We start from the raw sequence: 25,516 nt of genomic DNA on the forward strand, positions 1-25,516 counted from the left end.
TGGTTGACTGACTTGGGCTTGCGGCGGCATGCCGCATCTCATAAGTAAGCCGAAATCCGAGCCAGGCCTCGCGAAGGACACCGCCAATGGAAAACATCATTCTCGTCGTCCATCTGATCCTCGCGATCTGTCTTATCGGCGTTGTGCTTTTGCAGCGGTCCGAAGGCGGCGGGCTTGGCCTTGGCGGCGGTGGTGGCGGTGTGATGAGTGGTCGGCAAGCGGCCACTGCACTCGGCAAGCTGACTTGGGCCTTTGCGATCGCCTTTCTGGCAACCTCGATCACCTTGACGATCATCGCGGCGCAAAACTCCGCCGGTTCATCGGTGCTTGACCGCATCGGCGGCGGCACGGCATCCGAAGCGGGCGACAGCCCCGCGCTTCCGCCCGCGTCCGATTTGCTGCCGCCAATCACCGGCGACGCGCCGCTTTTGCCGCCACGCGCGGATTGATCGGCAAATTTTCGTATATTTAGGGTCTTTCTCACGGCTGACCCAATATCATGTGTCGCATCCCTTGCGGGGATGTGGCGAATCCAGTTAAGATCAAATCCCGTGATACAGGGATAGGCAGGGCGCTGATGATGCGGCGCGCTCCGGCACGGGAAGGTTTGCTGACATGGCGCGATTCATTTTCATCACCGGCGGTGTGGTCTCCTCGCTTGGCAAGGGGTTGGCATCGGCGGCGTTGGGCGCGCTGTTGCAAGCACGCGGCTTTACGGTGCGGCTGCGCAAGCTTGACCCCTATCTCAACGTCGATCCCGGCACGATGTCGCCTTTTGAGCATGGCGAGGTGTTCGTCACAGACGATGGGGCGGAAACAGACCTCGATCTTGGCCATTATGAGCGTTTTACCGGCGTCGCCGCGCGGATGACGGATTCGGTATCATCAGGCCGGATTTATTCCACCGTTCTCGAGAAAGAACGCCGCGGTGATTACTTGGGAAAAACCATCCAAGTTATCCCCCATGTCACCAATGAGATCAAAGACTTCATCCGCATCGGCGAGGATGAGGTCGATTTCATGCTTTGCGAAATCGGCGGCACCGTCGGCGATATCGAGGGACTGCCGTTTTTCGAAGCGATCCGCCAATTCAGCCAAGACAAGCCGCGTGGACAATGCATTTTCATGCATCTGACGCTGTTGCCCTATATCAAGGCCAGCGGCGAGTTAAAGACCAAGCCCACCCAGCACTCGGTCAAAGAACTCCGCTCGATCGGCATTGCGCCCGATATCCTTGTGTGCCGGTCCGAAGGGCCGATCCCCGCCAAGGAACGCGAGAAACTGGCGCTGTTTTGTAATGTCCGCCCCGATGCCGTGATCGCCGCCCAAGATCTGGCCTCGATCTACGAAGCGCCCTTGGCCTATCACCGCGAGGGGATGGATCAGGCGGTGCTTGACGCCTTTCAAATCAGCCCAACCCCCAAGCCCGACCTCTCGGCTTGGGAGGATGTCGCCGACCGCATCGCCAACCCCGAGGGTGAAGTGCGCGTGGCCATCGTGGGCAAATACACCCAGCTTGAAGATGCCTATAAATCCATTGCCGAGGCGCTGACCCATGGCGGCATCGCCAACCGCGTCAAGGTTAAGGCTGAGTGGATCGATGCCGAGATTTTCGAGCGCGAAGATCCCGCCCCCTATCTTGAAGGCTTCGACGCGATCTTGGTGCCCGGCGGTTTCGGCGAGCGCGGCACCGAAGGCAAGATCAAAGCCGCCGAGTTTGCGCGGACCCGCAAAGTGCCTTACCTCGGTATTTGCCTTGGCATGCAGATGGCGGTGATCGAAGCCGCACGCAACCTCACCGATCTGCGCGATGCAGGTTCAGAAGAATTCGACCATGAAGCGGGGAAAAAGCGTTTCACGCCTGTGGTTTACCACCTCAAAGAATGGGTGCAGGGCAACGCATCGGTGACCCGCAAGCTGACCGATGCCAAGGGCGGCACGATGCGCCTTGGTGCCTATGATGCGGTGCTGAAAGCAGGCTCCAAGGTTGCAGGCGTCTATGGCGGGCTTAACATCGAAGAACGCCACCGCCACCGCTACGAGGTCGATATCAAATATCGCGAGGCGCTTGAGGCCAAGGGATTGTGCTTTTCGGGCATGTCGCCCGATGGCCGCCTGCCCGAGATCGTCGAGATCGAGGATCACCCGTGGTTCATCGGGGTGCAATTCCACCCCGAGCTGAAGTCTAAGCCACTCGCACCCCATCCGCTGTTTCGCGATTTCGTGCGCGCGGCCAAGGAAAACTCGCGACTGGTCTAGCCCGGCGGAAAACGCCCGTTTTCCGCACGGGAAATCTCCAGATTTCCGTTGCGTTTTCTTTCAGAAAACGCGCCCCATCCCTGTCACCTCGTCGCGGATGATCTCCGCAATCAGGCGCACATCGGCCTCCGAGAATGTCAGCGGCAAGCGCATGTCGATCAGCCCGGCAAGGATCGCATCGGTGCGCGGCAAGCGTTGGGGCGGCGCATAGCGCCAGCTATCATAGCGCGAGGTAAAGGCCACGGGCTCGGCCGCGCCGAACCATTTCAACTCTACCCCCCGCGCGGCGCAGGCAGCCAAAAGCGCGCGCATCGTATCGGCGGACCAGCCCGGCAAAAGGAACTGGAAAGACGAGCCAACGATGCTTTCTTGCGCCGGGCGTTCGATCAGGCGCAGCCCTGCGATATTGCGCAGACCCGCCTCCAACATCCGGTAAAGCGCGTTCCAGCGCGCGACCTGCTGGGGGAGTGCGGCAAGCTGTGGGCGCAAGATCGCGGCGCGCAGATGATCCATCCTGCCCGAGATATTGGGCGTCTCATACTTTACATTTTCGAACATTTCGACAGGGGGTGCAGCGGTGTGCTTGCCGTAAAGCATATAGGAACCCGACAAAACCACCGCGCGGGCCATGACCTCGGCATCATCGGTGACCAAAAGCCCCCCCTCGCCGGAATTGATATGCTTATAGGTCTGGGTCGAGTAGCAGCCGATCACCCCATGCCGCCCCGATGGCATGCCGCGCCATGCCGCCCCCATCGTATGGGCGCAATCCTCGATCACCTGCAGATCATGCGCGCGCGCCAACGCCATCAGCCGGTCCATGTCGCAGATATGGCCGCGCATATGGCTAAGGAGCAGCACCCTTGCCCCGCTCTCGCGCGCCTTTTGGGCCAGATCGTCAAGATCGATGGTCAGATCTTGCGTCGTCTCGACGAAAACCGGCACCGCCCCGACGCTTGCGATCGCCCCCGGCACGGGGGCCAGCGTCCAGCCATTGGACAAGATCTTATCGCCCACCTGCACACCGATGGCGCGCATCGCGCAGCTCATCGCATAGCCGCCCGAGGCCACGGCCAGCCCGTAGCGCGCGCCCGTAAAGGCCGCAAATTCGCGTTCGAGTGCTGCCACCTCGCCCTCGTCGCCGGGCAAAAGGTTATAGCGATGCAACCGCCCCGAGCGCATCACATCCAGCGCTGCGGCAATCGCCGCCTCGGGAATGGGTTCTTGCTGGGTGAAATTGCCGGTGAAAACAGGTTTTGTCATGGATCACAGAATTGAGTGCCAAACCCTCCGCGTCAATGCCCCGATCAGGCGATCAACCGATCAATAACGCTGTCCAACCCGTCATAATGATTGATCAGCGCCTCTGGCCCAAGATCGGCGACCGATTGGCCCAAGGGCCCGAATGTGACCAGGGCACAAGGCCGGCCCGCTGCGCGCGCCGTATCGCGGTCGGTCACTGTATCGCCGATCAGGCAAGATTGCCTCCGTGCACCGCCCGCGCGCGCCACCGCCTCGAAAAACGGGGCTGGGTCAGGCTTGCGGACGGGCAATGTGTCAGCCCCCACAAGGGCTGCGAATTCTGCCCTGACGCCCAGCCGGGTCAACAGCGTCTCGGCCAAGCCTTCGGGCTTGTTGGTGCAAATGCCCACCGCGATGCCGCGCGCCTTGAGCCGGGCCACCGCATCCATCGCGCCGGGGTAAAGCGTGGTGTGCCGGTCAATCGCGTCACCATAGGCCGACAACAAAAGCGGGTAGCCCGTAGCGATCATCGGCGCGGCCTGCGCCATCCCCATCCGGTCGGCCGCCAGTTGCAGCATCGCCCGCCCACCGCGCAGCGCGGTCGCATCATCGCGGCCCATCACCAATTGCGGCGCATGGCCCATTGCGCCCAAGGCCGCATTGGCCGCAGCGATCAGATCACCGGCGGTATCGGCCAATGTCCCATCCAGATCGAAGATGACACAGCGCATGAGGCCCCCCTTGGGCAAGTTTCCGCCCGTCGATGTAACAGGGCGTAGGCCAAAGTGAAGCGCCAATGCTTGCGCCGCGCCCCACCTTCGATAAAACAGCCACAAAACGAGGGGCACATCGCGTGAGCATTTCCGAAACAGGCGCACCAACACCCATCGCGGTGATCATATTGGCCGCGGGCCAAGGCACGCGGATGAATTCCGATTTGCCCAAACCACTGCACAAGCTGGGGGGCGTGCCGCTCATCGCGCATGCTTTGCATGCGGCCAGCACCCTTTCACCTGCCCGGATCGTCGTGGTCACCGGTCATGGTGCGGACGCGGTTGAGAAAACCGTCGCTGAGCTTGCCCCTTGGGCCGAATATGTGCGCCAAACCGAACAACTGGGCACCGGGCATGCCGTGCTGCAAGCCGCCCCCCTCTTGGCCGATTTCAGCGGCGATGTGATCGTGCTTTACGCCGATACCCCCTTCATTTCAGAGGAAACCCTTGCCGCGATGCAGGCCGCGCGCGCGCATCACGATATCGTCGTGCTGGGGTTCGAGGCAGCCGATCCCGGCCGCTATGGGCGGCTCATCATGGATGGCGAGCGGCTCTTGCGCATCGTCGAGGCCAAGGATGCGACCCAAGCCGAGCGCGCCGTCACCATCTGCAATTCCGGCCTGATGGCGGGTGATGCGGCCACGATGCTGGGGCTTTTGGCAAAGGTTGGCAACCACAATGCCGCCGGTGAATACTACCTGACCGACCTGCCCGGTCTTGCGGTGGCCGATGGGCTGTCGGCCACGGCCATCCTCTGCCCCGAGGCCGAGACGCTGGGCATCAATTCCCGTATCGAGCTTGCCCAAGCCGAGATTGCCTTTCAAACCGCCCGCCGCGCCGCGATGCTGGCAGATGGCGTCGCCATGCAAGCCCCCGAGACCGTGATCTTCGCCCAAGATACTTGGGTCGGACGCGATGCCGAGATCGAGCCTTATGTCGTCTTTGGCCCCGGTGTCACCGTGGAAAGCGGCGCACATATCCGCGCCTTTTCGCATCTCGAGGGGGCCCATGTCAGCGCGGGCGCCGTGATCGGCCCCTATGCCCGCCTGCGCCCCGGCGCGGAAATCGGCAATGACGCGCGCATCGGCAATTTCGTCGAGGTGAAAGAGGCCCAAATCGGCGAAGGGGCCAAGGTCAATCACCTCAGCTATATCGGCGATGCCGAAATCGGGGATGCCAGCAATATCGGCGCAGGCACCATCACCTGCAACTACGATGGCGTCATGAAACATCGCACGGTCATTGGGCGCGATGTCTTTGTCGGCTCCAACACCATGCTGGTGGCCCCGGTCAGCCTTGGCGACCGCGCCATGACCGCCTCGGGCTCGGTCATCACCGAGGATGTGGCCCCCGGCGCGCTGGCCTTGGCCCGCGCCAAACAGGTCAACAAGCCCGGTCTGGCAATCCGATTGATGGAACGTTTGCGCGCCATCAAGGCCAGCAAGAAAGGTTAAACCATGTGCGGTATCGTCGGCGTTCTGGGCAGCCATGAGGTCGCCCCCCTGATCCTCGAGGCGCTCAAGCGGCTGGAATATCGTGGCTATGACAGCGCGGGCATTGCCACGCTGCAAGATGGCCACCTCGACCGCCGCCGCGCCGTGGGCAAGCTCATCAACCTCTCCGACCGACTGGTGCATGAGCCGCTGCCGGGCAAGGCAGGCATCGGCCATACCCGCTGGGCCACCCATGGCGCACCGACCGAGGCGAACGCCCACCCCCACCAAAACGGCCCGGTCGCCGTGGTCCATAACGGCATCATCGAGAATTACCGCGAATTGCGGGCCGAACTTGCGGGCTCCAACTTCGAAAGCGAAACCGACACCGAAACCGTCGCCCATCTCTGCGCGCGTTTCATGGCGGGCGGCATGTCCCCGCGCGAAGCGGCCAAGGCCACCATCGCGCGGCTCGAGGGGGCTTTTGCGCTGTGTTTCTTGTTCGACGGGCATGATGATCTGCTGATCGCCGCGCGCCGCGGCTCGCCCTTGGCCATCGGCCATGGCGAGGCTGAGGGCGAGATGTATGTCGGGTCTGACGCCATCGCGCTGGCCCCCATGACCGACCAGATCACTTATCTCGACGAGGGCGATATCGCCTTCATCACCCGCGCAGGCGCTGAGATTTTCGATGAAACCGGCACCCCCGCCAGCCGCCCCAAAACCCGGATCGAGATCGGCGCCGCCGTGATCGACAAGGCGGGATATAAGCATTTCATGGCCAAGGAAATCCACGAACAGCCCCGCGTGTTAGCCGAGGCGCTGGCCCGCTACGCGCCGGGCGCGCTGCCGGTCTTTCCCGAAAGCCTTGATTTCACCCGCTTCGACCGGGTTGTGATGGTGGCCTGCGGCACGGGCTATTATTCCTGCCTGACCGCGAAATACTGGTTTGAACAGGTGGCGGGCATCCCCTGCGAGGTCGATGTCGCCTCCGAATTCCGCTACCGCGAGCCGCCCTTGGCCCCGCGCACGCTGGCCCTTGTCGTCAGCCAATCAGGCGAGACCGCCGATACGCTGGCAGCACTTCGCTACCTGCGCGGACGGGCCGCGATGGTGGCAAGCCTTGTCAATGTCGGCACCTCATCCATCGCGCGTGAAAGCGATGTGGCGCTGGCGATCTTGGCAGGTGTCGAGGTCTCGGTCGCCTCGACCAAGGCCTATACCAACCAACTGGCCGTGCTGGCGCTTTTGGCGCTGCATGCGGCAGGCCAGCGTGGCGTGCTGACCCCGGCCCAGATCGGTCAAGAACTCGACATGCTGCGCCATGTGCCCGAACAGATGAACCAAGCGCTGGCCTGCGAGCCCGAGATCGCCGCCATCGCAGCCGGTCTGGCCGAGGCGCGCTCGGCCCTGTTTCTTGGGCGCGGGGTGATGTATGCAACCGCCCTTGAAGCGGCACTAAAACTAAAAGAACTCAGCTACATACATGCCGAAGCTTATGCATCGGGTGAACTGAAACATGGCCCCATCGCGCTGATCGATCGCACCCTGCCCGTGCTGGTCTTTGCCCCCCATGACGCGCTCTTCGACAAGACCGTCTCGAACATGCAAGAGGTCATGGCCCGCGGCGGTCAGGTCACGCTGATCACCGATGCGGCCGGTGCCGCCATCGCAGCAGAGGGCACACAAGCCACCCTGACCCTGCCCGCCGCAGGCCGCCTTGCCGCGCCCTTGGTCTATGCCATCCCCGCCCAGCTTTTGGCCTATCACACCGCGATTGCCAAAGGCACCGATGTGGACCAGCCCCGCAACCTCGCCAAATCGGTGACCGTGGAATGAGCCGCCTTGGCCCTGCGACCCTGACCCTGCGCGGCCGTCATGTCACCTTGGTGCCGCTTGACCGCATGCATGCCGAACCCCTGTCCGAGGCCAGCGCCGCGGGCGATCTGCACAAGCTGTGGTATACCGCCATCCCCGCGCCTGCGGGCATGTTGGCCGAGATCGACCGCCGCCTACGCCTGCGCGATATCGGCGCGATGATCCCCTTTACCCAGCTTGACGCGCGGGGCATTCCCATCGGCATGACCAGCTATATGAATATCGACCACGCCACGCCACGCGTCGAGATCGGCTCGACCTGGATCGCGCCTACCGCCCAGCGCGGCCCGCTGAATACCGAGGCCAAGCGCCTGCTCTTGGGCCACGCTTTCGAGGTTTGGTCCTGCCTCGCGGTCGAGTTTCGCACCCACCGCCTGAACCAACAATCGCGCCGCGCCATCGAGCGGCTGGGCGCGCAGCTTGACGGGATCTTGCGCGCGCATATGACCATGCCCAATGGCACGATCCGCGACACGGCGGTCTATTCCATCACCGCGCAGGAATGGCCGGTCATCCGCGCCCATCTCGACGGGCTGATCGCGCGGCCAAGATGACAGCGGATGACGCCATCGCCGCGCTCCGCGCCCATGCCGACCCGGCCCGCGCCACAGACATGGCCGCCTATCACAAACAAAGCCGCGAGGTGCTGGGCCTGTCCAACGCGCTGACGGGCAGTTTGGCCGAGGAATGGCGCAAAGCCTTGGATCAACCCGGCCTTGTCACGCTTGCCCAAGGGCTTTGGGCAAGCGACATTTTCGAGGCGCGGATCGCGGCGGGTAAATTGTTCATCCAAGCCCGCATCCGCCCCGATGACCACGCCGCGTGGGATTGCATCACGGGCTTCGTGCCAGATTTCGACAGCTGGGCCATCGCCGATGCGGTGGCCCAAAGCGGTGCCAAACGGCTGATGCAAGACCCTCACCGCCTCGACATATTGGCGAATTGGACCCTATCCGATCACATGTGGACACGCCGCGCGGCACTGGTCTTTGCGCTGCCCTTCACCAAAGCCCGCCACCCGAACGCGACCGAGGCGGCGGCGCGCGCATCCATCCTTGGCTGGTGCGAAACGCTCGCCCCCGACCGCGATTGGTTCATCCAAAAAGCCATCGCATGGTGGCTGCGCGAGTTGTCCAAGCGCGACCCCGATGCCGTCACCGCGTGGCTGGCAACCCATGGCGCCACCCTCAAACCTTTCGCCCGCAAGGAGGCGGCCCGCCAGCTTGGCCGTTAACCCGCCAACAAGATTAACGCGCCCTCTTTGCTTTACAAATACGCATGCCGGCCCATCCTCCCACGCGGTGCGCATGCAACAGCCAGACGCCCGCGATGCATGCGCTGCTTGCACTCGCCCCGCGCTTTGCGTCACCTGTGCGCATGTTGCGCCGCCTCGCCCTTGCCCTGCTCTTCTGCCTCGCATCAACCGCTGCGTCGGCACAGGAATTCATCGCCGTGCCCGATTTGATCTCGGATGAGGATTTCTACCGCCTCGTCGCCTGCGCGGCACCGCCGGGTGGCACCTGCGCCAAGCCCTTCATCCGCTGGCCCGTGACCCGACGCGCGGATTTGCGCATTGGCATTGCAGATGTCGCGCCCAGCTTTCCCAGCTATAAGCTTGATCTGATCGACCGCGCCATCGACGCGGCCATCGCCGAGATCAATGCCACAGGGGCCGATGTGCATCTCACCCGTGTTTACGAAGGTGAGGTCGATATCCCGCTGTATCTTGTCCCGACACCGCAAGGCGCGCGGATCACCGGCACAAGCATCGCCGAGCTTGACGGCAGCGAAATGGCTATTGCCCGTGTGGCGCTGCGCTCACGCGGCGGCACGATCTTGTCAGCTGCCATCGCCATCAGCCAAGACATCCGTCGCCGCGAGATCGCCTCCGTCGTGCTCGAAGAGCTGGTCCAAGCCTTGGGCTTACCCACCGACATCTACAGCCCGGCCTATCGACCCTCGATCTTTTCCGAGATCGATAACGCCACGGTGTGGTTGCGCGGCCAAGATGCCGCCGCACTTCGCCGCCATTACCCGCGCCGCTGAGCGGCCCATCCAAGGACAGCCAGATGCCCAACCAAAAATCGATCCAAGACTATATCCGCACCATCCCCGATTTCCCGCATGCGGGGATCATGTTTCGCGATGTGACCACGCTCTTCCAAGATCCGCGCGGCTTTCGGCTTGCGGTTGACCAGCTTTTGGCCCCTTTCGTGGGCGAGCGTATCGACATCGTCGTCGGGCTCGAGGCGCGCGGCTTTATCCTTGGCGGCGCGGTGGCCCATCAACTCTCCAAGGGGTTCGTGCCCGTGCGCAAAAAGGGCAAACTGCCCGGCGTGACCATTTCGCAGGATTATACCCTCGAATACGGCCAAGCGACGGTCGAGATCCATGACGACGCGCTGACACCCGGTCAAAAGGTGCTGCTCGTCGATGATCTTCTGGCGACAGGCGGCACCGCCGAGGCCGGTATCCGGCTGGTCGAGCGCTTGGGCGCCGAGGTGGTGGGCTGCGCCTTTGTCATCGACCTGCCCGACTTGGGCGGGCGCGCACGACTTGCGGCGATGGGCGTGCCCGTCCACGCGCTATGCGCCTTTGACGGTCTGTGACGCGAGAACCCGCGCCCAAGCGATTGCCATTCCAACGCCAAGCCGTTAGCCAAGCAGCGTTGCGGGCGTGATGGAATGGTAGACATATCGGACTTAAAATCCGTGGGCCTTTGTGCCGTGGGGGTTCAAGTCCCCCCGCCCGCACCAATAGAAAGCCGACATTGCGGCCAAGCCCAACGAAAAACGCGCCCACAGCGGGGCGCGTTCTTGGGGTGCGCTTGCCGCTTGCGCGGCAACAGGGCGATCAGGCGGCTTCGGCCTCTGACTCAGCTTGGCTCCGACGCTCGCTCTCTTCACGGCTGAGTGCGACCGAGGTCCGCACGCCGCGTGATACGAAACACATCAAGCCCTGAACGACGCGCTCATTGGGATCGATACCCGCACAGCTCAGCACTTCACGGCCATCGCGCGACCGCGCCCAGCGGGCGATCTGCTCGGGGCCATTGCCATATTTCTTGTCATCAGCAATGGCGTCATCCAAAGCTGCAAGCACCACAGCGGCGAAAAGTTTCCGCGCGCGCTGGCCTTGTTCGAAGTTGAAGGCAGTGCCATCAACGAAATCTCTCATTTCGTCGTTCCTTGTTATTGCTCTTGCATTTCCGGCGTGAAGCCCCTTCTGCCTGAAAAGAATGCGATTCTGTGATGCCAAAATCGCATATGTGATATTCGCTCAGCGCATAGCTACGCGAGAAACCACAAATTTTTAAGCAGATGACGCCAGTCTCAGTTCAAACACATAGGGTCTGTTAAAAATCTATCAAGATTCTGCCATGTTTTTGACATAGTTCTTGGGTCGCGCCCCGGGGCGCGCGGTCTATCACTTGCGCCCAGCATCCCAGGGCGAAAACAGGCGGCGGCGTGCGCCACTGCGCGGAATCCGCGTCGTGCCAGCGCCAGCGGGCGGTATCGGCGCATGCGGGGTGCCGATCACACGGCGGACACGCGGGATGGCATGCGCGCCGCGCGGGGCAAGGACATAATCAACCGGCGCATGGGGTGGCTCGCCATGCCATGTCGCCCAGAACGCAGGCCCGCCCAGCCGCCGCCATAGCGGCAAGGCCAGCACCACACCCGCGATGAACCCGCCCGCATGCGCCCAATAGGCGACACCGCCGCCCGCCGCATCCATCGCCATGCCGTTGAACAATTGCAACGCAAACCACAGCCCCAGCATGACCCATGCCGGGATGGTAAAGACCTTGAACAAGATCACGATGATGATCAGCACATCGATGCGCGCGCGCGGGAACAGCAACAAATACCCCCCCATCACGCCCGCGATTGCCCCTGATGCGCCCACCATCGGCACGTTCGAGCCCGGCGCGGCAAGGATTTGCCCCAGCGCCGCGGCAACACCCGCAGCAATGTAGAACCCCAAGAACCGCAGATGCCCGAACAAATCCTCTAAATTATCGCCGAAGATGTACAAAAACAGCATGTTGCCCAGCAGATGCATCCAGCCGCCATGCAAGAACATGGAGGTGATAAGCGTATGCCCATCGATGCCCGAGACAACCTCGCGCGGGACCAGCGCCCAATCGTCGAAAAAGGCCATCAGCAACCGCTCGGACCCCGACAGCGACGGGTAATAGGAGAGAAAGACCACGATATTGATCGCGATCAGCGCCCAAGTCACATAGGGCGTGCGGTTGGACGGGTTATGATCGCGAATTGGAAACATCACCCCACCCTTGGGCGCGCGGCAGCGCCGGTCAAGGGGGGATGCACGGCCAAGACCTAGGTCAACTCGTCCAGCGCCAAGGCAAGCCGCACCTCGCGCCGTACCATCTTGCGCACACTGCGGGTGATGCGCATGCCCAGCTCGCTTTGCAGCTCTTGGCGCACAACCTCGGCAATGATCTCGCGCAGCGTTTCCTCGTCAAGGATCCCATCCTCGGTCTCGGGAAAGCTGAACGGTGCGGTGGCCGCACCGAAATCTTCGATACTGTCGTCCTCATCGGCCAGCGGGTCTCGCGTATCGTCTTTGGCGGCGTCCCTTGGCGCATCAACATCGATTTGCGCGGCAACATGATCTTGTGCTGCGTCATCATCGCCCTGCTGCGCTGGCGCGGCATCACGCCCCTCGCCCGGCACCCCATCTGCTTGCGCCCCATCATCTGGCGGCAGGTCATCCCCCGGCGCGTCATCATCCGCCGCGCTGTCTGGTTCCGGGGCGTCTTGCTCGGCCTGCCCGCGCGCTTGGGTCAATTCGCGCAAGGCCTGATCCGCGCCGGGATCGGGCCAATTGGCATCGCCCACCTCGGCCTCGAAATCGGCGCTGGCACTGGCACTTGCGCTTTGCAAATGGGTCAGCTTGGCACGGAATGTTGGGCGATCTTGGCCCATCCAAGGCGCGCCATGCAGCGCCCCTTCGGCGATCGCATCATCGACCGCTTCTTCGGCGCTTTCGGCAATTTCGCCCCAATCGGCCAAGCGATCCTCGAAATCCCAAGGCGTGTCATCTTCCGCCGCATCCGCATCATCCGCGATGGTGTCCGCGACGGGCAGCCAAGGATCATCAGGGTCGCTGACACGTAACGCCGGTGTCAAAAGCAGTTTCGGCGCGCTATCCGGCGGGCTGAGAGGGGCGGATTTGCCAGCCGGGCCCGAGACAAGCCGACGAATGGATGCCAAGACATCCTCAATCTCTTCAGCGGATTTCGCGGCTTCCGACATTACGACACACTCCTCGATACAACACGCTTGGCCCAAGCGACACACCGCGCCGGGCGGTGCAGGCAAGCCAGCGCTTTACCCCTCATGCTGGGGGCTTGCGTCGAAAGATAACCGCAAGCGCGCGTTCACACAACGCATAGCACGCATTGTAACGATTAAGCGGCAAGCTGCGGCAGTGCGATCACTCGCGCCCGATGGCCTTGAGCAGCGTATCGAGCCGATCCCCCTGCGGCGACATCACCCGCGGCCGCCCCCCCTGAAAGGCCGCGCCATAGGCCGCGACATCATATTCCGGCACGGGCAGGTCCAGCTTGGCCACACCCAACAGACCAGCCGCCCCCAAAATCCCATAGGCCGCCGCGTAAAGCCCAGATTGCGCCTCGATCCGGCTGATCCGCGCCTCAAGCAGGTCTTGCTCGGCATCAAGCACATCAAGCGTGGTACGCGCGCCCAATGACGCCTCTTCGCGAATGCCCTCAAAGGCAAGCTGGGCGGCATTGATCCGCTGGTCCGAGGCTTGCAGCTGCGCCGTGGCAATATCGAGACGCGCATAGGCATTGCCAAGCAGTTGCAGATTGATCTGCACCTGTCGGGTCAGGCTTGCGCGCACCGCCTCGGCCTGTGCAAGCGACTGCCGCTCCAGCGAACCAAGCTGGCCACCGCGATAGATCGGCTGGCTCAGCGTCAGGCTCAGGCTTGCGCCCTTCCCCTCAAACACAGGATTAGATGCAACGAATGTTTCGTTGCGCGACAATTCCATCGACAAATTCGGCAGCGTCGCACCACGCGCCTGCGCAACCGCGAACTCGGCGGCGGCAACCTCATGTTGCAAAGCACGGATCGCAGGGTGTTCTTGCCGGGCAAGACGCGCGGCCACCTCCTCGGAGGCGGGCAAGGTGGGCATCGCCCCCGGACCGGAAAGCGCCGCAGGGTAGCGCCCAACCGCAAGATTGAACAATTCGCGCGCAATGTCGCGCGTGCCTTGCGCGGCGGCCAGATTGGACCGCGCGGTCGCCAATAGCGCCTCGGCTTGCGCCACATCGGTGCGGGTCGCCTCGCCCACTTCGAAACGGTCGCGCGCGGCGCGCAATTGTTCGGTCACGACGCGCACATTGGCCTCGCGCACGGCGACGACCTGCTCTGCTTCCCAGACTTCAAGATAGGCGGTGACGGCATCACCCAACACCTGCGCCTCAAGCGCCACAAGCTGGGCGCGCGCAGCATTCAAGGTCTCTTCCGCACCGCTTAACGCATTGCGCCGCGACCCGCCCGCGTAAAGCGTGGCCTCGGCCACCAAACGCGCAGTGGTGGTGGTGGTATCGCCCACCAGATCGCGCGATGTGCTGGCCACAAATCCCAAGGTCGGCAAAAGCGCGGCGATGGCTTGGTTCACACCCTCATCGCGCACCCGCAGCAAGTAGCGGTTTTGCTCCAGCAGGGCCGAGTTGCGATAGGCATCGGCCATGGCACTGCGCAGCGTATCGGCACCCACGGGCAGCGCGGTCAGCATGAGCGCAAGCGCTACACCAAAACCGCGCGTCATTCGCTTATTCCAGCCCGCCATCACCATCACCCTTCGCTTGCCGAAACCCGCCCGGCACCTTGCCACTGAAATAGCCGTCAGAATACGAACCCCGGAACCCGTGCAAAGCCCGGCAAAACCGGGGCGGTTGCATTGAATTCCACCCGCCACGACATAGCGCCGTCGATCTTGCGGCCAAGACGCGCCTCGCCCAAGGCGCCTTGCATGAAAACGGCCATGATCCGCCCCCCCTCCTTGATCTGGTCGATCAAGGATTGCGGCACCTCTTGGACACCGCCAAAGGCCACGATCACATCATAGGGGCCGTTCTTCGCGCTGCCAGCGGTCAAGGGCGCATGTAAGACGGCCGCATTGTCGATCTCTTGCGCAGACAGCGCCGCCTCTGCATCGGCGGCCAAGCTCGCATCCTCTTCGACGGCAACGACCGCATCGACCAAGCTGGCCAAAAGGGCGGTGGTATAACCCAAGCCCGGCGCAATCTCGAGCACCAGCTCACCGGGCTGCAAATCAAGCGCCTGCAATATCTTGGCGATATTGCGCGCCTCCATCAACTGACGCGACCCCGTCAGGGTGATCGGCGCGCCCGCATAGGCCAAGTCGCGCATCGCATCGGGCACAAACGCCTCGCGCGGGATGGTCAACATCGCGTCAAGCACGGGAAAGCTGGTGACATCAGAGGGGCGCACCTGCGTGTCAACCATGGTGCGGCGGCGTTCGGCGTAGTCTGCCATGGGAACTGAACCAATCCGTCTAGTTTATCCGCGTTTCTCATCGCACAGCGCGCGGGGCTGCGCAACGACAGGATGGCGGGCTGCGACGTTTCTCACCGATCCGCACGCGCAACATCGCGCGTTTGCAACCTTGCGCGCCCTGCCCGCATCGGCTACCTCAGTGCGCACCACCCCGGCGGCGAGTTGGCGGAGAGGTTACGCAGCGGATTGCAAAAACAGTTGCACTCGCCCAAACCTCCCATTTAATTACTTAAAAACAAAGACTTAAGAGAAATTCACCCTTCAAAATCAGCTTACACAGTTGATACACAGTTTTCACACAAAATTGAGCAAAATCAGGGTGTTGAACACGGTAATTATGCCCCTGAAAAAGTCGCTACTCAGACTTTTAATGCGAACACAATGTGCAGGATAATTGCTGTTTCTCTGACGGCACTAACGCCTCGTCTCATGAATTGAGCTGTTGTCCTTTGGCAAGCATTAGCAAATCGCACTCACCCCCCGGCGCAGGCTGCATTTAAACAGGGCATTCCTGCTTCTCGTGTTGGCTTAATGAAACTGGCTACAGTCGCGTGCTTGAATTACACCAATCGCACACGCGGATTGCTAACATCACTGATAAACCTCATCATGCGAACCAACGTTGATCAAAATAATGTCGTTGTCCTGGATCATAAGTTCCAATGTAATGCGATAGCTCATATTGATTGAGACAGAACTTAGTCCACTCAGTTTACCAGTCAGCTTATGCAGTCTTAGCGATGGATGCTGAATGTCGAGCTCCATCAACTGAAGGGTCTTGAGATACTGATCTTTAAGGCGTGGGTGCTTCTTGATCCATTTGGCAGCCTTTTTGTTATAGCTGTCTGTAAAGACCAGCCTGTAACTCATTTCATCGTCTCAAGGCGTTTCAAGTGATCTGCAGGACTCTCTGTGATAAACCGCCCCTCTGCCAGATCTTTACGTGTCTCATGAATTGCGGCTTCTAGCTCACATGTACGCAAGTGAGAGTACTGCTCAAAGCTCATAACCACATACTTGTCTTTACCACGTACGGAGACAATCGCTTCAGTGCTGTCCGCTAAGGCTTGCTCGATCGCTGTAACGCCTCGGGTCTTCAATTCATTTGCCGGTATGTTAGGCATAGCGCACTTCCAATCGTGTTGATTATAGTACTGTCTAACATACTGAGCGCTATTGGGCAATGTTGTATTGGCCCTTAGAACATGGATTAGATGTCTTGCGTTAAAATATGGGCTTACGTGCAAAAACAACGTAACGCTCTGTAATCATGCATGTTTCAAAAACTTATCCACAGGTTCGCTAATCAAACACTGTGTTTGCAACAGTACTGTTTGCCCACTTTGCTCAAACAGTACTGTTTGGTCACTTGTAAATAAATGCCATGTTAACATGCAGTGTTTGCCTTCACATCAATAGCGAGAGTGAGCACAGCATTAGATTGTAATTCCATTAGTATCAGTGCGTTACGAACTGCGTTTCAAACTCTAAACGCTCTTCAGACCAGGACTTGGCAGCTAAGCCTTAACAACCCTAAGGTGTCGGGTTCTAATTGAGATGAAAGATCACGAGGCGCATTTCACCCTTTGGGTGTATTTCACACAGAAATACATGCGAGACCTGAAGGTTCAGTCGCGAGGGCTTTTCTCAATTAAATCAGACGTAAACTACCAGAAATTAGTGCTTTTATCTCAATTAACAAAGGATGGCCTCTTGCACATCCCGCAGTGTTAATGTAGCTACAAACATCACTTGAGGCGGGTTGGTAGAGTGGTTATGCAGCGGATTGCAAATCCGTGTACACCGGTTCGATTCCGGTACCCGCCTCCAACAAAATCAAGCACTTAGCCACTTTTTTCCTCACAATTTCCTCATACACAGTTGATACACAGTTTTCTGTGTATGTATCAGCGGAATCACCCTGTTAAACACAGTGATCGCACTTGCAGTGTTCGCCAGCAATTTCTGCTCGCACGGCACTTTTCTGCTGTTTGCCCGCAAAGATTTTGGAAACTCAACAACGCGTGCTGTAAAGTTTCGTTTTCCTTTGAGAGTTTTGATCATACAATTGGTTTATGAAGGAGACCAACAGAACCATTAAAGTCAGCGAACACATTCGACTGGATACAAGACCTGGCAGTGCAAAGTGGCAAGCACGGGTTAAACTGGCTGATGGCTCTTGGCATAGATTTTCAACCAAGACAGAAAGCATAGAACGCGCCACAGAAGTCGCGATGAAGTTTTTCTACACATCCGAAGATCGTCTCAAAAATAATCTGCCACAAAGCACGCGCAAGTTTCGTCGTGTTGCAGAATTTGCACGGGACAGGATGCAAGAAGAACTGCGTTCTGGCAGCGGACACATCGTCTACAAAGACTACATCACTGCTCTTGATAAGTATCTCATTCCGTTCTTCGGTTCATATGATGTAGCCAATATCAATGCCAAAGCTCTGGTGGACTTTGGCAAGTGGCGCACAGAACAGCTGGGACGCAAGGCACATCATAGTACCATCAACACGCATAACACGGCATTAAATCGAGTGCTGGATGAAGCGGAACAACGTGGTTGGATCACACATGCCATTCGGCCCAAGCCCATCAATGACGGTATCAAAACAGAAAGCCGTGGCAGTTTTACCAAAGAAGAATACAAAACCATCTATGAGGCCCTGAGATCGTTTCATAAGGCGTCTGACAATCCCAATACTCAGGCCACGCGTGAAGTGCTCAGGAACTACGTGCTGGTGCTGGCCAACACTGGGATGCGGCATGGGACTGAGGCTCTGAACCTCAAATGGAAAAACCTGCTATGGATCAAAGAAGAGGATCAGACCTATCTTGGGCTGTTTGTGGCAGGAAAGACGGGTCAGCGGCCACTAATTGCCAGAGATCGCGCTATAAGGCCCCTAGAGCGTCAATTGGCGCTCAATCCCAATCTCAGAGGCAAAACCCTGGATGAAGTGATTGAAAGCAAATGCGAAGATTATGTGTTTGTCACTCGCTATGGCGAACGGGCAGCGCGGCCCAACCTCTCCCGCAATTTTGAGACGCTGCTTAAATCTCTCAAAATTGTATATGGCGCCGATGGTAAAAAGCGAACGCTTTACAGCTGGCGGCATTTCTACGCCACTTTGGATCTGCAGCGCGGCATCAGCACCCACGCCCTCAGCAGGCAGATGGGCAACAGCACGGGCGTGTTGGACCGTTTTTACTCAAAGCTGTCGCCGTTCATGAACCCAGGTCTGCACTCAGGTCGTGATCAGCAAGAGCAGCGTAATGCAGCAAAGACCGTCACAGAGCCGCAGCAAGCGACAGCAAAAGCCGAGGGCGACCGAGAGCTGCAAGAAGCCCCAGTTGCCAATCTAACAGTGTCTGCACAAGCCGCAGCGGCCGTAGATCAAACTGCTGCTCCTAAAACATCAGCGCATGAGAAAGCGTTTGATCTGTTTGATGCTGGCAAGCTCTCAGAAAAAGCCCTGCTGATTGCTGTTGGGGCGGAGCGCAGTGGGTTTGAACTTGCAGAGGACCTGCGATTGCGCACGCTCACAGCTTTTGAAGACGGACGCCTGTCAGAGGATGCAATGATAAAACTGCTGAGTTAAAGCAGCTCCACCGCCTCTTTCATCTGATCCGCATTCACATCGATATACCGTTGTGTAGTCGAGATATGAGAATGCCCCGCAAGTGCAGCAAGCAAGCGCACACCTACTCCCTTGTTTGCCAATCTGGTAATATAGGTTCTGCGTCCCGAATGGCTTGAAGCATCTTTGAAGCCACAGTTTTTCAAAATGTCCAAAAACAGCTGACACATTGTGTTTGGCGAGAAGTGACCGCCTTTCTGACTTTCAAACAAAGGACGCTCTAAATTGCTAAAGTTTTTATCCAATCCGTAGTCCTCTAATGCTTTTGCGAGACGTTTGTTGATAAACACGCTGCGCCGCTGCCCACCCTTGGTTTGGTCGCTCTCAAGCGTAAACTGTTCACGTACACGACCTTCGGCGTCAAACACGTCGCCCAACTTGAGCGCTGCAATTTCTTTAGCGCGTAATCCCGCAAAAAAGCTTACCATGAAAATCGCCGTATCACGATTAGCGTGCCGTCTTGTGCGACAGTAGTGCAGCACCTTGCGAAACTGGGCTTCATTCAGTGTCTGTGCATGTCTCATGGTATAAAATCCTTAAATCTCATCTTATCGCTATAAACACTATAAAGTCTGAGGTTTGGGTTGGGCGACCGGTTTCTGCCCCTACGATTACTGTATTTTAAAAGGCCAATTCGGCCAAAATCTCATGTTTTGTTAGGATTAAATGCAAATCGTGAGATTTGATTTTGACGCAACTTAAGGCGCCGCTGCATACATCAATAAAATCAATGAGTTATCCGATAATCTCATGAAATGTATATAACATGAGGTTTTGAACGCTGTACTTCGGCTCAAACGGCACATCTGTTTGTAAGCTCAAAGAACTAGAGTTCAGTGCACGTTGGTAGGCATAAAATTGACACGACCTGTTCAACAGCATATTATAATCTCATATTTGGAGGGTACTATGAGCCGCGCAACATCTATCATACTGGGTGAACACTTTGACACGCTGATTGCTCAACAGATGCAATCAGGGCGCTACAGCACCGCAAGCGAAGTCGTGCGGGATGCACTGCGTCTCTTTGAACAACAACAAGTTGCGACGCAAAGATTGAGCGATGCAGTAGATAAAGGGTTCGCAAGCGGATTTACGGACGAAATTGATTGGAACGCTCTGGAAAAACGTGCTGAAAATACAAAAGCACGATGAAGCACGTCCAATACTCGAAAGAGTCCCTAAAGGATCTGGAAAATATAACTGATTACACCGCTCAAATGTGGGGCGCCAATCAGGCAAAGGTGTATCTCAAAGACATTCGGGACAAAGTACATCAAATTGCTAATGGCGAAGCAATTGTGCAGGTTCTGCACATTCCAAGGCCTGGAATGCTGAAGGTGCGTGTAAACCGACATATCGTTATTTTCGAGTCAACGGATGCTACAGTGAGAATAATCAGGATTTTACATGACTCGATGGATATTCCTCAGCATCTAACGAGAAACTGAAAGACTATAAAATACGCAGGAGGAGAACATTTTTCAGGGAGCAGTGCAATTGAACTTCTGCTGTTCTTTATGTACCGAGCATCCACCAGCCCTTTAACTTCTGAGTATTTTCCATGACCAAACTCCGCAAAGCAGTTTTCCCCGTCGCTGGTTTTGGCACAAGGTTTTTACCTGCGACCAAAGCCATGCCGAAAGAATTGCTGCCCATCGTGGACAAGCCTCTGATCCAATACGCCGCTGAAGAAGCCATTGCTGCGGGCATTGACACGCTGATCTTCGTAACCGGCCGCAACAAGCGCGCCATTGAGGATCATTTTGACAACAACCAAGAGCTCGAAATGGCTCTGCGCGCCAAAGGCAAAAATGAACAAGCCGACATGGTCAAAAACATACTGCCCGCGGGTGTGGAATGCATCTTTGTGCGTCAGCCGGAACAACTTGGTCTTGGCCACGCTGTGCTTTGTGCGGAACGTGCTGTAGGTAATGATCCGTTTGCCGTTTTGCTCGCAGATGACTTTCTCACATATGAAGGCGCAGGTGTGACTGCTGATCTTGCACGCGCATTTGCAACATCTGGCAAGACGCAACTCAGTGTAATGGAAGTCAACGGTCCTGATATTTCCAAGTATGGAGTTGTTGTGCCAAATGGCGCGCCAGGATCAGTGGCAGGTCTTGTTGAAAAACCCGATGCTGACAAAGCCCCTTCGAACCTTGCTAGCATTGGCCGCTATGTCCTGACCCCGGACATCTTTGATATCTTGCGCAATCAACCCGCAGGAGCTGGTGGAGAAATCCAACTGGCAGATGCCATCAACACACAAGCCGCTAAAGATGCAGTGGAAGCCGTCACGCTCAATGGACGCCGGTTTGATTGCGGCAGTGTACAAGGGTACTTGGATGCCATCATGCATGTGGCTGATCGTAGAACGCGCTGATCATTTAGTCAGAGCTGTTCCAACCCTATAGTGTTTGTCATCTATCAAGCTCAGCTTCGCCGAGCTGACTATCGCTGTTTGTTCATTCGCTTGCGCTCAATCACAAACACCTTCAGTCATGTATTTCCAACTTGATAAGCTCAAACAGCTTTTGTGATTTTGAATTTATATACTTGGGATCTCATCCAGATTGTGCAGTCATACCAAGGCTTACTGCAGCCTTGGTATGACGATGACCTCATCCGAGTTGCTACCGTCTGTCATGAGCGCAACCTTGTTAAAGGAAGCTGGGGTTACTCTGTCAGCTTTACGCGCCACCTTTTCAGCAACGCACCCTAGTGCATCCAAAGCCATGACAAACAGTGGATGCGGGCGTGGGGTTCTCATTTGAGCCTTGTATTCCCACTCCTGCCGTTTTTTTGCTTGGGCGCTCTACGACAAAAAGCGCCAGTTGTTTTATTAGCAGCTCGGCATAAACTGCTTGGCGTCCCTAACATCCACCGCCACAGCGTGACCTGTGTTCGGATCTTCCTGGGGCATCTTCCGATGCATAGAGCCTGTTACCGATGCGTGAGGCATGTCCAACTATTCCATCCTACACGTTTATTTATCACGAGACGCAGAAAACCGGCTCAAAAGCGGTTTAAACGCAAAATTGACGTTATAACGTTTTGATGCTATAGTGCTCGTGACAACTAGGAGACATCCTCATGGCTCAATTATCACAACGTTCAACCATTTATTTTGACCCGAACATGCACAAAGCACTTAGACTCAAGGCTGCGCAAGAGAACCGTTCTGTATCGGATATCGTTAATGAAGCTGTGAGCTTGCTTGCTGCAGAAGATGCAGAAGATATCGCTGAATATGATGCACGCAAAAATGAGCCGTCAATGGACTATTCGAGCTTTGTAAGTGAACTGAAGAATGACGGAATTATATAGCATCCGTTTCAAGTCGTCGGTCAAGAAAGACTTGCGATCCATCCCAAAGCAAGATGTGCTACGAATATTAAATGCTCTAGAGCATCTTGCTCAAGATCCGCGCCCGATAAATTCAAAACCATTAACAGGGCGTGACGGATGGAGAATTCGCGTGGGACAATATCGCGCCATCTATACCATCAATGAGCAGGAAATCATTATTGAGGTCGTAAAGATAGGGCATCGCAAAAACGTTTATAGATAAGCCTTATTCCAATTCCTCTACAAACAGATCACCATAACGCTTTTTAAATAAGCGCAGCGCTGGATCAAATGATCCACTGAGTTCACAAAGCGTAAAGACATGTGCATCTGCAATACTCTTGTTTTGCAGCGCATTGTCGAGAATACTGGGCAGTCGTTTTTGGATATTTTCCATTTGCTCATGGGTATAATGCTGTTGCGCGAGAAACCTCGCAAACTTGAGCCATGGCATAAGAGGGTCTAGGTCTTGTACAATTTGCGCATAAGAATGTCGCAACATCGTATCTGTCATGCCATCAACAGTGAAATTATCAAATCCCGTTGTTAAAAAACAGACTAAGAGACCATCGTATACCATCTCAAATTCTAGGTCTGAATGTCCTGTGAGCGCGTAATCAACTTGGTCCATGAGACTGCTTGAGAACTGCGCACGCAAGATGTTCTCAATCTGACTAGGTAGATGAATGCGCAGCCCAACACGCGACACATAATGGTCATATTCTTTGTGCTTTAAATATGCGGCTTCAATAGGAACGAGATCGCAATCAAATTGAAAATGCTGAGGCGTTGGTGCGACTTCATAGCCTAGAATTTGGCTCCCGCCTTCATTAGCTAAAGATGCAATCTGATTAGGATCTGTGTGGATACCAATTTCAGTATCACACAGACCTGCTAAGCATTGCACGATTTCTACAATGCAAGCCTCAAAAGCCTTTCTGTCTGAATTATGTTCCATCACTCGTTCAGCTTTGCTTCACAAAGACACCGAATAATATCGCGCTTTACCGGATACTGAAACTTGAAGAGCTTTTTGTAGAACGCCTGCGCTTCCCCATCCTTACGCCTGCCATACTCTGGTTGCTTTGCATATCTGAGCTCGCTTTTATACAGCTTCAGAAACTCTGCATGATATTCGTCGCGCAACTCATGCAGTAGGCTATAGTCTGGCTTTAGTTCTAAAAGTTGATCAATAAAGCACAGGTTTTGAGCCCATTCATGATAGCGGTTAGTAATACGATCGGGCAATGCGAGCATCAGCATGAGTGCACGTTTGCTACCCGTATCTTGCACTCCTTTTGGCAAAGTAAGTTTTTCATGTGGAAGTACGGGTGTGAAGCCGGCTTCAATTTGGCGCAATTTTACATGAATTAAATTGCTCTTTTGATTGCTGGGGAATTTATACCCCCAGAAGCGATTGTAATGTCTTCGCACGGCTGGGTGTCCAGGGGAAGGATTTCTAGAGTATCCGTCTAATAGGAAGTTGTGATGGAGACTCGACTCGAGAGCTAGATTTTCCTGCTCATTTTTGTGCATTAATAAACCGCGCACGCGATCAAAAACGTCAGTGTGTCGTAGTGCGCGAACCTTTACATCAAATCCACACTGATCGAGAAACCATAAGAAATCAGTTTGTTCAGGCGACATCTCCAGCTCGTAGAGACCTTTTTCGTCAAATAAATCTTTCATCAGAGAGCCCTCCTTGAAGAATGTGATGTGATTGGCGCCGGTGACTGTGCGGTGCGCCATCCGATCACGGTCTCCTCCAACAAATCGATCAAATCTCGAGCACTGCCTTCAAAACTTTGGAGCATGAGTGCAACGTCTTGAGTGGATGGCGACATGCCTTCGTCTTCTAGAATAGCTTTTGCACGAGGCACCCAGTCTTGGTTTGTTGGTGGGGTAAGATCTACAACGCGAAACCTGCTTAGGATGGCACCGAGTATCCGCGATTTGTGATTGGTCGTAGCAATGAAGCGGATGTAAGAGCGCTTTGCATCCATGAAGTCACGAAACAAGGGTTGCTGCGTGCGAAGATCTAGCGTGTCGATTTCGTTAATAACAACAAGAGCTTTGTCCGGGTTTCCAAAGAGCTGGAAATTAGCCTCTGCCATAATTTGTGACTGCAGGTCTTTTCCTGAACTTCCCCCATTAAATTCCCAGGTCATGTTCTGGATGTTTTTGGTTTTAAAGTAAGTCTGTGCAATCACACGCGCGGCTTCGGTTTTTCCAGCGCCTGGCGGTCCCACGAGTAATAGGGGCTTTGAGGGTATAGCAGTACAGTATTGCTTTATGATGCCTGCGTTCAGCGGATCAGCGATAACGAGATCGTTAAATGCGGATGGAAGGTGTTTAAGATCAAAGGACATGTTTGCCTCCATGAGAGAAAGGGAAAAGGGCAACTCGAAAGCCGCCCTTTCGTTTCGCCTTAGCCGTAATGCGGGGTCACAGCCCCGTTTGTGCGGAGTGCGCCACCGTTAACAGTTGCATTTGGCATCGAGCTCACAGTGATCATTTTGGAGGTAAATTCGCGGACATCGCGTGCACGCCGTTCTGCAAGATCACCGGCATCAACCTGCGCTTTGCTATCCTGAGCGCGCTGATCCAGATCTTTGCCGGAAGATACTAGGACTGCGTCAATGACACCTGCTTCGTTGCAACCGTAGACGATTGTACCTGTGCCATCATCGTGACAGCGCACAAGAGCAACCGCATAATCTTCTTCATAGTCTGTATTTGGTTGAATGAAGGTAGGAAGCTCAAATGTGCTGACCCCGACCTGGACATCTGCCAGGCCATCAAGCGCTAGCTTTTTATAATCATCCTTGCTCATTATGCTGGCTTTTTGTGCCTTAGGAACTCGGCGCACCTCTTCAATGCCGCCACATTCTTGCACATAGCTGGTGAAGCTTTGATCTGGACCTTTCATGTCGTGGGCGATCGCAATCACGCGGGCGTAAGAGTCCTCACGCCGACCTACTTTACCAAAGACATAGCGAATGACCTTCAGTGCTAAGCTGGTATTTGCCTGAGTTTTTAGATCCAAATCTGTAAGCAGTGAGGCAAAGGCACGACGCTTGCCTACTTCGGCCTTCAACTCAGAATAAAGTGCGTAGATTTGCTCCAAGATTGCATAGAGCTCAGTTGTGGCGGCACGCATTGTGCCTTCTTCCCAGACCACGCGCGCGGCGGACATTTGCTCGAGGCGTGTATGGATGTCGTGTTTGATTTGAGATTGAACTGACATTGGTTTTTCCTTTCAGAACATTTGATTGGAACCCCTGAAAACACAGGGGTGGTTGCAAACTCTGATGCTGGATGACGCTTCATGACACAAAGTTAAGGTGAACAGTCAT

At 56.5% G+C, this 25,516-nt stretch carries 28 protein-coding genes and 2 tRNA genes; 16 read left to right on the forward strand and 14 right to left on the reverse strand.

Annotation, left to right across the window (positions count from 1 at the left end; translation table 11 throughout):
• Window positions 1–86 precede the first annotated feature (86 nt).
• A complete protein-coding gene (gene secG, locus KG698_RS03650) occupies window positions 87–449 on the forward strand; it encodes a preprotein translocase subunit SecG (protein WP_213684171.1) in 363 nt (120 codons plus the stop codon).
• A 166-nt stretch (window positions 450–615) separates the two neighbouring features.
• On the forward strand, window positions 616–2,259 hold the full coding sequence (locus KG698_RS03655) for a CTP synthase (RefSeq protein ID WP_213684172.1): 1,644 nt from the start codon (window positions 616–618) through the stop codon (window positions 2,257–2,259).
• Between the two features lie 60 nt (window positions 2,260–2,319).
• Here the strand turns inward: KG698_RS03655 and KG698_RS03660 are convergent, their stop codons facing one another.
• Both KG698_RS03660 and KG698_RS03665 read right to left on the reverse strand, forming a co-directional pair.
• Complete coding sequence (locus KG698_RS03660; RefSeq protein WP_213684173.1) at window positions 2,320–3,522, reverse strand: DegT/DnrJ/EryC1/StrS family aminotransferase; 1,203 nt, start codon at window positions 3,520–3,522, stop codon at window positions 2,320–2,322.
• Window positions 3,523–3,566: 44 nt separating this feature from the next.
• Window positions 3,567–4,232: an HAD-IA family hydrolase gene (locus KG698_RS03665; RefSeq protein WP_213684174.1), complete on the reverse strand. Its 666-nt coding sequence runs from the start codon at window positions 4,230–4,232 to the stop codon at window positions 3,567–3,569.
• Window positions 4,233–4,354: 122 nt separating this feature from the next.
• Between KG698_RS03665 and glmU the strand changes: the two genes are divergently transcribed.
• The 7 genes from glmU (at window position 4,355) to KG698_RS03700 (ending at window position 10,341) form a co-directional block, all read left to right on the forward strand.
• Complete coding sequence (gene glmU / locus KG698_RS03670) at window positions 4,355–5,728, forward strand: bifunctional UDP-N-acetylglucosamine diphosphorylase/glucosamine-1-phosphate N-acetyltransferase GlmU (RefSeq protein WP_367114025.1); 1,374 nt, start codon at window positions 4,355–4,357, stop codon at window positions 5,726–5,728.
• Window positions 5,729–5,731: 3 nt separating this feature from the next.
• The gene (gene glmS, locus KG698_RS03675) at window positions 5,732–7,546 is read left to right on the forward strand and encodes a glutamine--fructose-6-phosphate transaminase (isomerizing) (protein ID WP_213684176.1); all 1,815 of its coding nucleotides are present in this window, start codon (window positions 5,732–5,734) and stop codon (window positions 7,544–7,546) included.
• Window positions 7,543–8,139, forward strand: coding sequence for a GNAT family protein (locus KG698_RS03680; RefSeq protein WP_213684177.1), 597 nt, complete (start codon window positions 7,543–7,545; stop codon window positions 8,137–8,139). The genes glmS and KG698_RS03680 overlap by 4 nt, the downstream gene beginning before the upstream one ends.
• Window positions 8,136–8,819 (forward strand): DNA alkylation repair protein, encoded by a 684-nt coding sequence (locus KG698_RS03685; RefSeq protein ID WP_213684178.1) that lies wholly within the window; start codon window positions 8,136–8,138, stop codon window positions 8,817–8,819. Before KG698_RS03680 ends, KG698_RS03685 begins: the two co-directional genes overlap by 4 nt.
• Before the next feature lie 143 nt (window positions 8,820–8,962).
• Window positions 8,963–9,631 carry a DUF2927 domain-containing protein gene (locus KG698_RS03690; protein ID WP_213684179.1) on the forward strand — a complete coding sequence of 223 codons (669 nt, stop codon included), beginning with the start codon at window positions 8,963–8,965 and terminating at the stop codon, window positions 9,629–9,631.
• Between the two features lie 23 nt (window positions 9,632–9,654).
• Window positions 9,655–10,194, forward strand: a complete 540-nt coding sequence (locus KG698_RS03695; protein WP_213684180.1) for an adenine phosphoribosyltransferase — start codon at window positions 9,655–9,657, stop codon at window positions 10,192–10,194.
• Window positions 10,195–10,255: 61 nt separating this feature from the next.
• A tRNA-Leu gene (locus tag KG698_RS03700) sits at window positions 10,256–10,341 on the forward strand.
• A gap of 97 nt (window positions 10,342–10,438) precedes the next feature.
• Here KG698_RS03700 and KG698_RS03705 read toward each other — a convergent pair.
• The 7 genes from KG698_RS03705 to KG698_RS03735 form a co-directional block, all read right to left on the reverse strand.
• Window positions 10,439–10,762: a DUF6280 family protein gene (locus tag KG698_RS03705; RefSeq protein WP_213684181.1), complete on the reverse strand. Its 324-nt coding sequence runs from the start codon at window positions 10,760–10,762 to the stop codon at window positions 10,439–10,441.
• A 249-nt stretch (window positions 10,763–11,011) separates the two neighbouring features.
• A complete protein-coding gene (locus KG698_RS03710; protein WP_213684182.1) occupies window positions 11,012–11,875 on the reverse strand; it encodes a rhomboid family intramembrane serine protease in 864 nt (287 codons plus the stop codon).
• Window positions 11,876–11,931: 56 nt separating this feature from the next.
• A complete protein-coding gene (locus KG698_RS03715; protein WP_213684183.1) occupies window positions 11,932–12,870 on the reverse strand; it encodes a hypothetical protein in 939 nt (312 codons plus the stop codon).
• Between the two features lie 181 nt (window positions 12,871–13,051).
• Entirely contained in the window at window positions 13,052–14,413 is a 1,362-nt protein-coding gene (locus KG698_RS03720; RefSeq protein WP_213684184.1) for a TolC family outer membrane protein, read from the reverse strand.
• A gap of 77 nt (window positions 14,414–14,490) precedes the next feature.
• Window positions 14,491–15,144 carry a protein-L-isoaspartate O-methyltransferase gene (locus tag KG698_RS03725; protein WP_213684185.1) on the reverse strand — a complete coding sequence of 218 codons (654 nt, stop codon included), beginning with the start codon at window positions 15,142–15,144 and terminating at the stop codon, window positions 14,491–14,493.
• Window positions 15,145–15,756: 612 nt separating this feature from the next.
• Window positions 15,757–16,035, reverse strand: a complete 279-nt coding sequence (locus KG698_RS03730; protein WP_213684186.1) for a hypothetical protein — start codon at window positions 16,033–16,035, stop codon at window positions 15,757–15,759.
• Entirely contained in the window at window positions 16,032–16,289 is a 258-nt protein-coding gene (locus tag KG698_RS03735; RefSeq protein ID WP_213684187.1) for a hypothetical protein, read from the reverse strand. The genes KG698_RS03730 and KG698_RS03735 overlap by 4 nt, the downstream gene beginning before the upstream one ends.
• Window positions 16,290–16,921: 632 nt before the next feature.
• On the opposite strand from KG698_RS03735, the gene KG698_RS03740 reads away from it, so the two are divergent.
• Together KG698_RS03740 and KG698_RS03745 are read left to right on the forward strand one after the other, a co-directional pair.
• A tRNA-Cys gene (locus KG698_RS03740) sits at window positions 16,922–16,995 on the forward strand.
• 245 nt (window positions 16,996–17,240) lie between these two features.
• On the forward strand, window positions 17,241–18,770 hold the full coding sequence (locus tag KG698_RS03745) for a tyrosine-type recombinase/integrase (protein WP_213684188.1): 1,530 nt from the start codon (window positions 17,241–17,243) through the stop codon (window positions 18,768–18,770).
• Here KG698_RS03745 and KG698_RS03750 read toward each other — a convergent pair.
• The gene (locus KG698_RS03750; RefSeq protein ID WP_213684189.1) at window positions 18,767–19,333 is read right to left on the reverse strand and encodes a tyrosine-type recombinase/integrase; all 567 of its coding nucleotides are present in this window, start codon (window positions 19,331–19,333) and stop codon (window positions 18,767–18,769) included. The genes KG698_RS03745 and KG698_RS03750 overlap by 4 nt on opposite strands.
• Window positions 19,334–19,718: 385 nt before the next feature.
• On the opposite strand from KG698_RS03750, the gene KG698_RS03755 reads away from it, so the two are divergent.
• The 5 genes from KG698_RS03755 (at window position 19,719) to KG698_RS15765 (ending at window position 22,383) form a co-directional block, all read left to right on the forward strand.
• Entirely contained in the window at window positions 19,719–19,964 is a 246-nt protein-coding gene (locus KG698_RS03755; protein WP_213684190.1) for a type II toxin-antitoxin system ParD family antitoxin, read from the forward strand.
• Complete coding sequence (locus tag KG698_RS15760) at window positions 19,961–20,260, forward strand: type II toxin-antitoxin system RelE/ParE family toxin (protein ID WP_213684191.1); 300 nt, start codon at window positions 19,961–19,963, stop codon at window positions 20,258–20,260. The genes KG698_RS03755 and KG698_RS15760 overlap by 4 nt, the downstream gene beginning before the upstream one ends.
• Before the next feature lie 113 nt (window positions 20,261–20,373).
• Window positions 20,374–21,195, forward strand: coding sequence for a UTP--glucose-1-phosphate uridylyltransferase GalU (gene galU, locus KG698_RS03765; RefSeq protein ID WP_213684192.1), 822 nt, complete (start codon window positions 20,374–20,376; stop codon window positions 21,193–21,195).
• Window positions 21,196–21,905: 710 nt separating this feature from the next.
• The gene (locus tag KG698_RS03770) at window positions 21,906–22,139 is read left to right on the forward strand and encodes a hypothetical protein (RefSeq protein ID WP_213684193.1); all 234 of its coding nucleotides are present in this window, start codon (window positions 21,906–21,908) and stop codon (window positions 22,137–22,139) included.
• Window positions 22,123–22,383: a type II toxin-antitoxin system mRNA interferase toxin, RelE/StbE family gene (locus tag KG698_RS15765; RefSeq protein WP_213684194.1), complete on the forward strand. Its 261-nt coding sequence runs from the start codon at window positions 22,123–22,125 to the stop codon at window positions 22,381–22,383. The genes KG698_RS03770 and KG698_RS15765 overlap by 17 nt, the downstream gene beginning before the upstream one ends.
• A 3-nt stretch (window positions 22,384–22,386) precedes the next feature.
• Here the strand turns inward: KG698_RS15765 and KG698_RS03780 are convergent, their stop codons facing one another.
• Genes KG698_RS03780 through KG698_RS03795 form a run of 4 tightly spaced genes read right to left on the reverse strand, consistent with a single transcriptional unit; the run spans window position 22,387 to window position 25,407 of the window.
• Window positions 22,387–23,118: a hypothetical protein gene (locus tag KG698_RS03780; protein ID WP_213684195.1), complete on the reverse strand. Its 732-nt coding sequence runs from the start codon at window positions 23,116–23,118 to the stop codon at window positions 22,387–22,389.
• Window positions 23,118–23,849, reverse strand: coding sequence for a hypothetical protein (locus KG698_RS03785; protein ID WP_213684196.1), 732 nt, complete (start codon window positions 23,847–23,849; stop codon window positions 23,118–23,120). Before KG698_RS03785 ends, KG698_RS03780 begins: the two co-directional genes overlap by 1 nt.
• The gene (locus tag KG698_RS03790; RefSeq protein WP_213684197.1) at window positions 23,849–24,529 is read right to left on the reverse strand and encodes an AAA family ATPase; all 681 of its coding nucleotides are present in this window, start codon (window positions 24,527–24,529) and stop codon (window positions 23,849–23,851) included. The genes KG698_RS03785 and KG698_RS03790 overlap by 1 nt, the downstream gene beginning before the upstream one ends.
• A gap of 59 nt (window positions 24,530–24,588) precedes the next feature.
• Complete coding sequence (locus KG698_RS03795; RefSeq protein ID WP_213684198.1) at window positions 24,589–25,407, reverse strand: hypothetical protein; 819 nt, start codon at window positions 25,405–25,407, stop codon at window positions 24,589–24,591.
• Window positions 25,408–25,516: the final 109 nt, after the last annotated feature.

It is taken from the genome of Roseicyclus sp., from assembly GCF_018402035.1.
GTDB lineage: Bacteria > Pseudomonadota > Alphaproteobacteria > Rhodobacterales > Rhodobacteraceae > Roseicyclus.

Coding starts and splice junctions, on each gene's coding strand:
- KG698_RS03725 (WP_213684185.1), bottom strand. CDS start 15,144: ATGGCAGACTACGCCGAACGCCGCCGCACCATGGTTGACACGCAGGTG.
- KG698_RS03655 (WP_213684172.1), top strand. CDS start 616: ATGGCGCGATTCATTTTCATCACCGGCGGTGTGGTCTCCTCGCTTGGC.
- KG698_RS03710 (WP_213684182.1), bottom strand. CDS start 11,875: ATGTTTCCAATTCGCGATCATAACCCGTCCAACCGCACGCCCTATGTG.
- KG698_RS03755 (WP_213684190.1), top strand. CDS start 19,719: ATGAGCCGCGCAACATCTATCATACTGGGTGAACACTTTGACACGCTG.
- KG698_RS03715 (WP_213684183.1), bottom strand. CDS start 12,870: ATGTCGGAAGCCGCGAAATCCGCTGAAGAGATTGAGGATGTCTTGGCA.
- KG698_RS03665 (WP_213684174.1), bottom strand. CDS start 4,232: ATGCGCTGTGTCATCTTCGATCTGGATGGGACATTGGCCGATACCGCC.
- KG698_RS03695 (WP_213684180.1), top strand. CDS start 9,655: ATGCCCAACCAAAAATCGATCCAAGACTATATCCGCACCATCCCCGAT.
- KG698_RS03785 (WP_213684196.1), bottom strand. CDS start 23,849: ATGAAAGATTTATTTGACGAAAAAGGTCTCTACGAGCTGGAGATGTCG.
- KG698_RS03790 (WP_213684197.1), bottom strand. CDS start 24,529: ATGTCCTTTGATCTTAAACACCTTCCATCCGCATTTAACGATCTCGTT.
- KG698_RS03750 (WP_213684189.1), bottom strand. CDS start 19,333: ATGAGACATGCACAGACACTGAATGAAGCCCAGTTTCGCAAGGTGCTG.
- secG (WP_213684171.1), top strand. CDS start 87: ATGGAAAACATCATTCTCGTCGTCCATCTGATCCTCGCGATCTGTCTT.
- KG698_RS03690 (WP_213684179.1), top strand. CDS start 8,963: ATGTTGCGCCGCCTCGCCCTTGCCCTGCTCTTCTGCCTCGCATCAACC.
- KG698_RS03795 (WP_213684198.1), bottom strand. CDS start 25,407: ATGTCAGTTCAATCTCAAATCAAACACGACATCCATACACGCCTCGAG.
- KG698_RS03660 (WP_213684173.1), bottom strand. CDS start 3,522: ATGACAAAACCTGTTTTCACCGGCAATTTCACCCAGCAAGAACCCATT.
- KG698_RS03680 (WP_213684177.1), top strand. CDS start 7,543: ATGAGCCGCCTTGGCCCTGCGACCCTGACCCTGCGCGGCCGTCATGTC.
- KG698_RS03685 (WP_213684178.1), top strand. CDS start 8,136: ATGACAGCGGATGACGCCATCGCCGCGCTCCGCGCCCATGCCGACCCG.
- KG698_RS03780 (WP_213684195.1), bottom strand. CDS start 23,118: ATGGAACATAATTCAGACAGAAAGGCTTTTGAGGCTTGCATTGTAGAA.
- KG698_RS15765 (WP_213684194.1), top strand. CDS start 22,123: ATGACGGAATTATATAGCATCCGTTTCAAGTCGTCGGTCAAGAAAGAC.
- KG698_RS03745 (WP_213684188.1), top strand. CDS start 17,241: ATGAAGGAGACCAACAGAACCATTAAAGTCAGCGAACACATTCGACTG.
- galU (WP_213684192.1), top strand. CDS start 20,374: ATGACCAAACTCCGCAAAGCAGTTTTCCCCGTCGCTGGTTTTGGCACA.
- KG698_RS03705 (WP_213684181.1), bottom strand. CDS start 10,762: ATGAGAGATTTCGTTGATGGCACTGCCTTCAACTTCGAACAAGGCCAG.
- KG698_RS15760 (WP_213684191.1), top strand. CDS start 19,961: ATGAAGCACGTCCAATACTCGAAAGAGTCCCTAAAGGATCTGGAAAAT.
- KG698_RS03735 (WP_213684187.1), bottom strand. CDS start 16,289: ATGCCTAACATACCGGCAAATGAATTGAAGACCCGAGGCGTTACAGCG.
- KG698_RS03720 (WP_213684184.1), bottom strand. CDS start 14,413: ATGACGCGCGGTTTTGGTGTAGCGCTTGCGCTCATGCTGACCGCGCTG.
- KG698_RS03770 (WP_213684193.1), top strand. CDS start 21,906: ATGGCTCAATTATCACAACGTTCAACCATTTATTTTGACCCGAACATG.
- KG698_RS03730 (WP_213684186.1), bottom strand. CDS start 16,035: ATGAGTTACAGGCTGGTCTTTACAGACAGCTATAACAAAAAGGCTGCC.
- glmS (WP_213684176.1), top strand. CDS start 5,732: ATGTGCGGTATCGTCGGCGTTCTGGGCAGCCATGAGGTCGCCCCCCTG.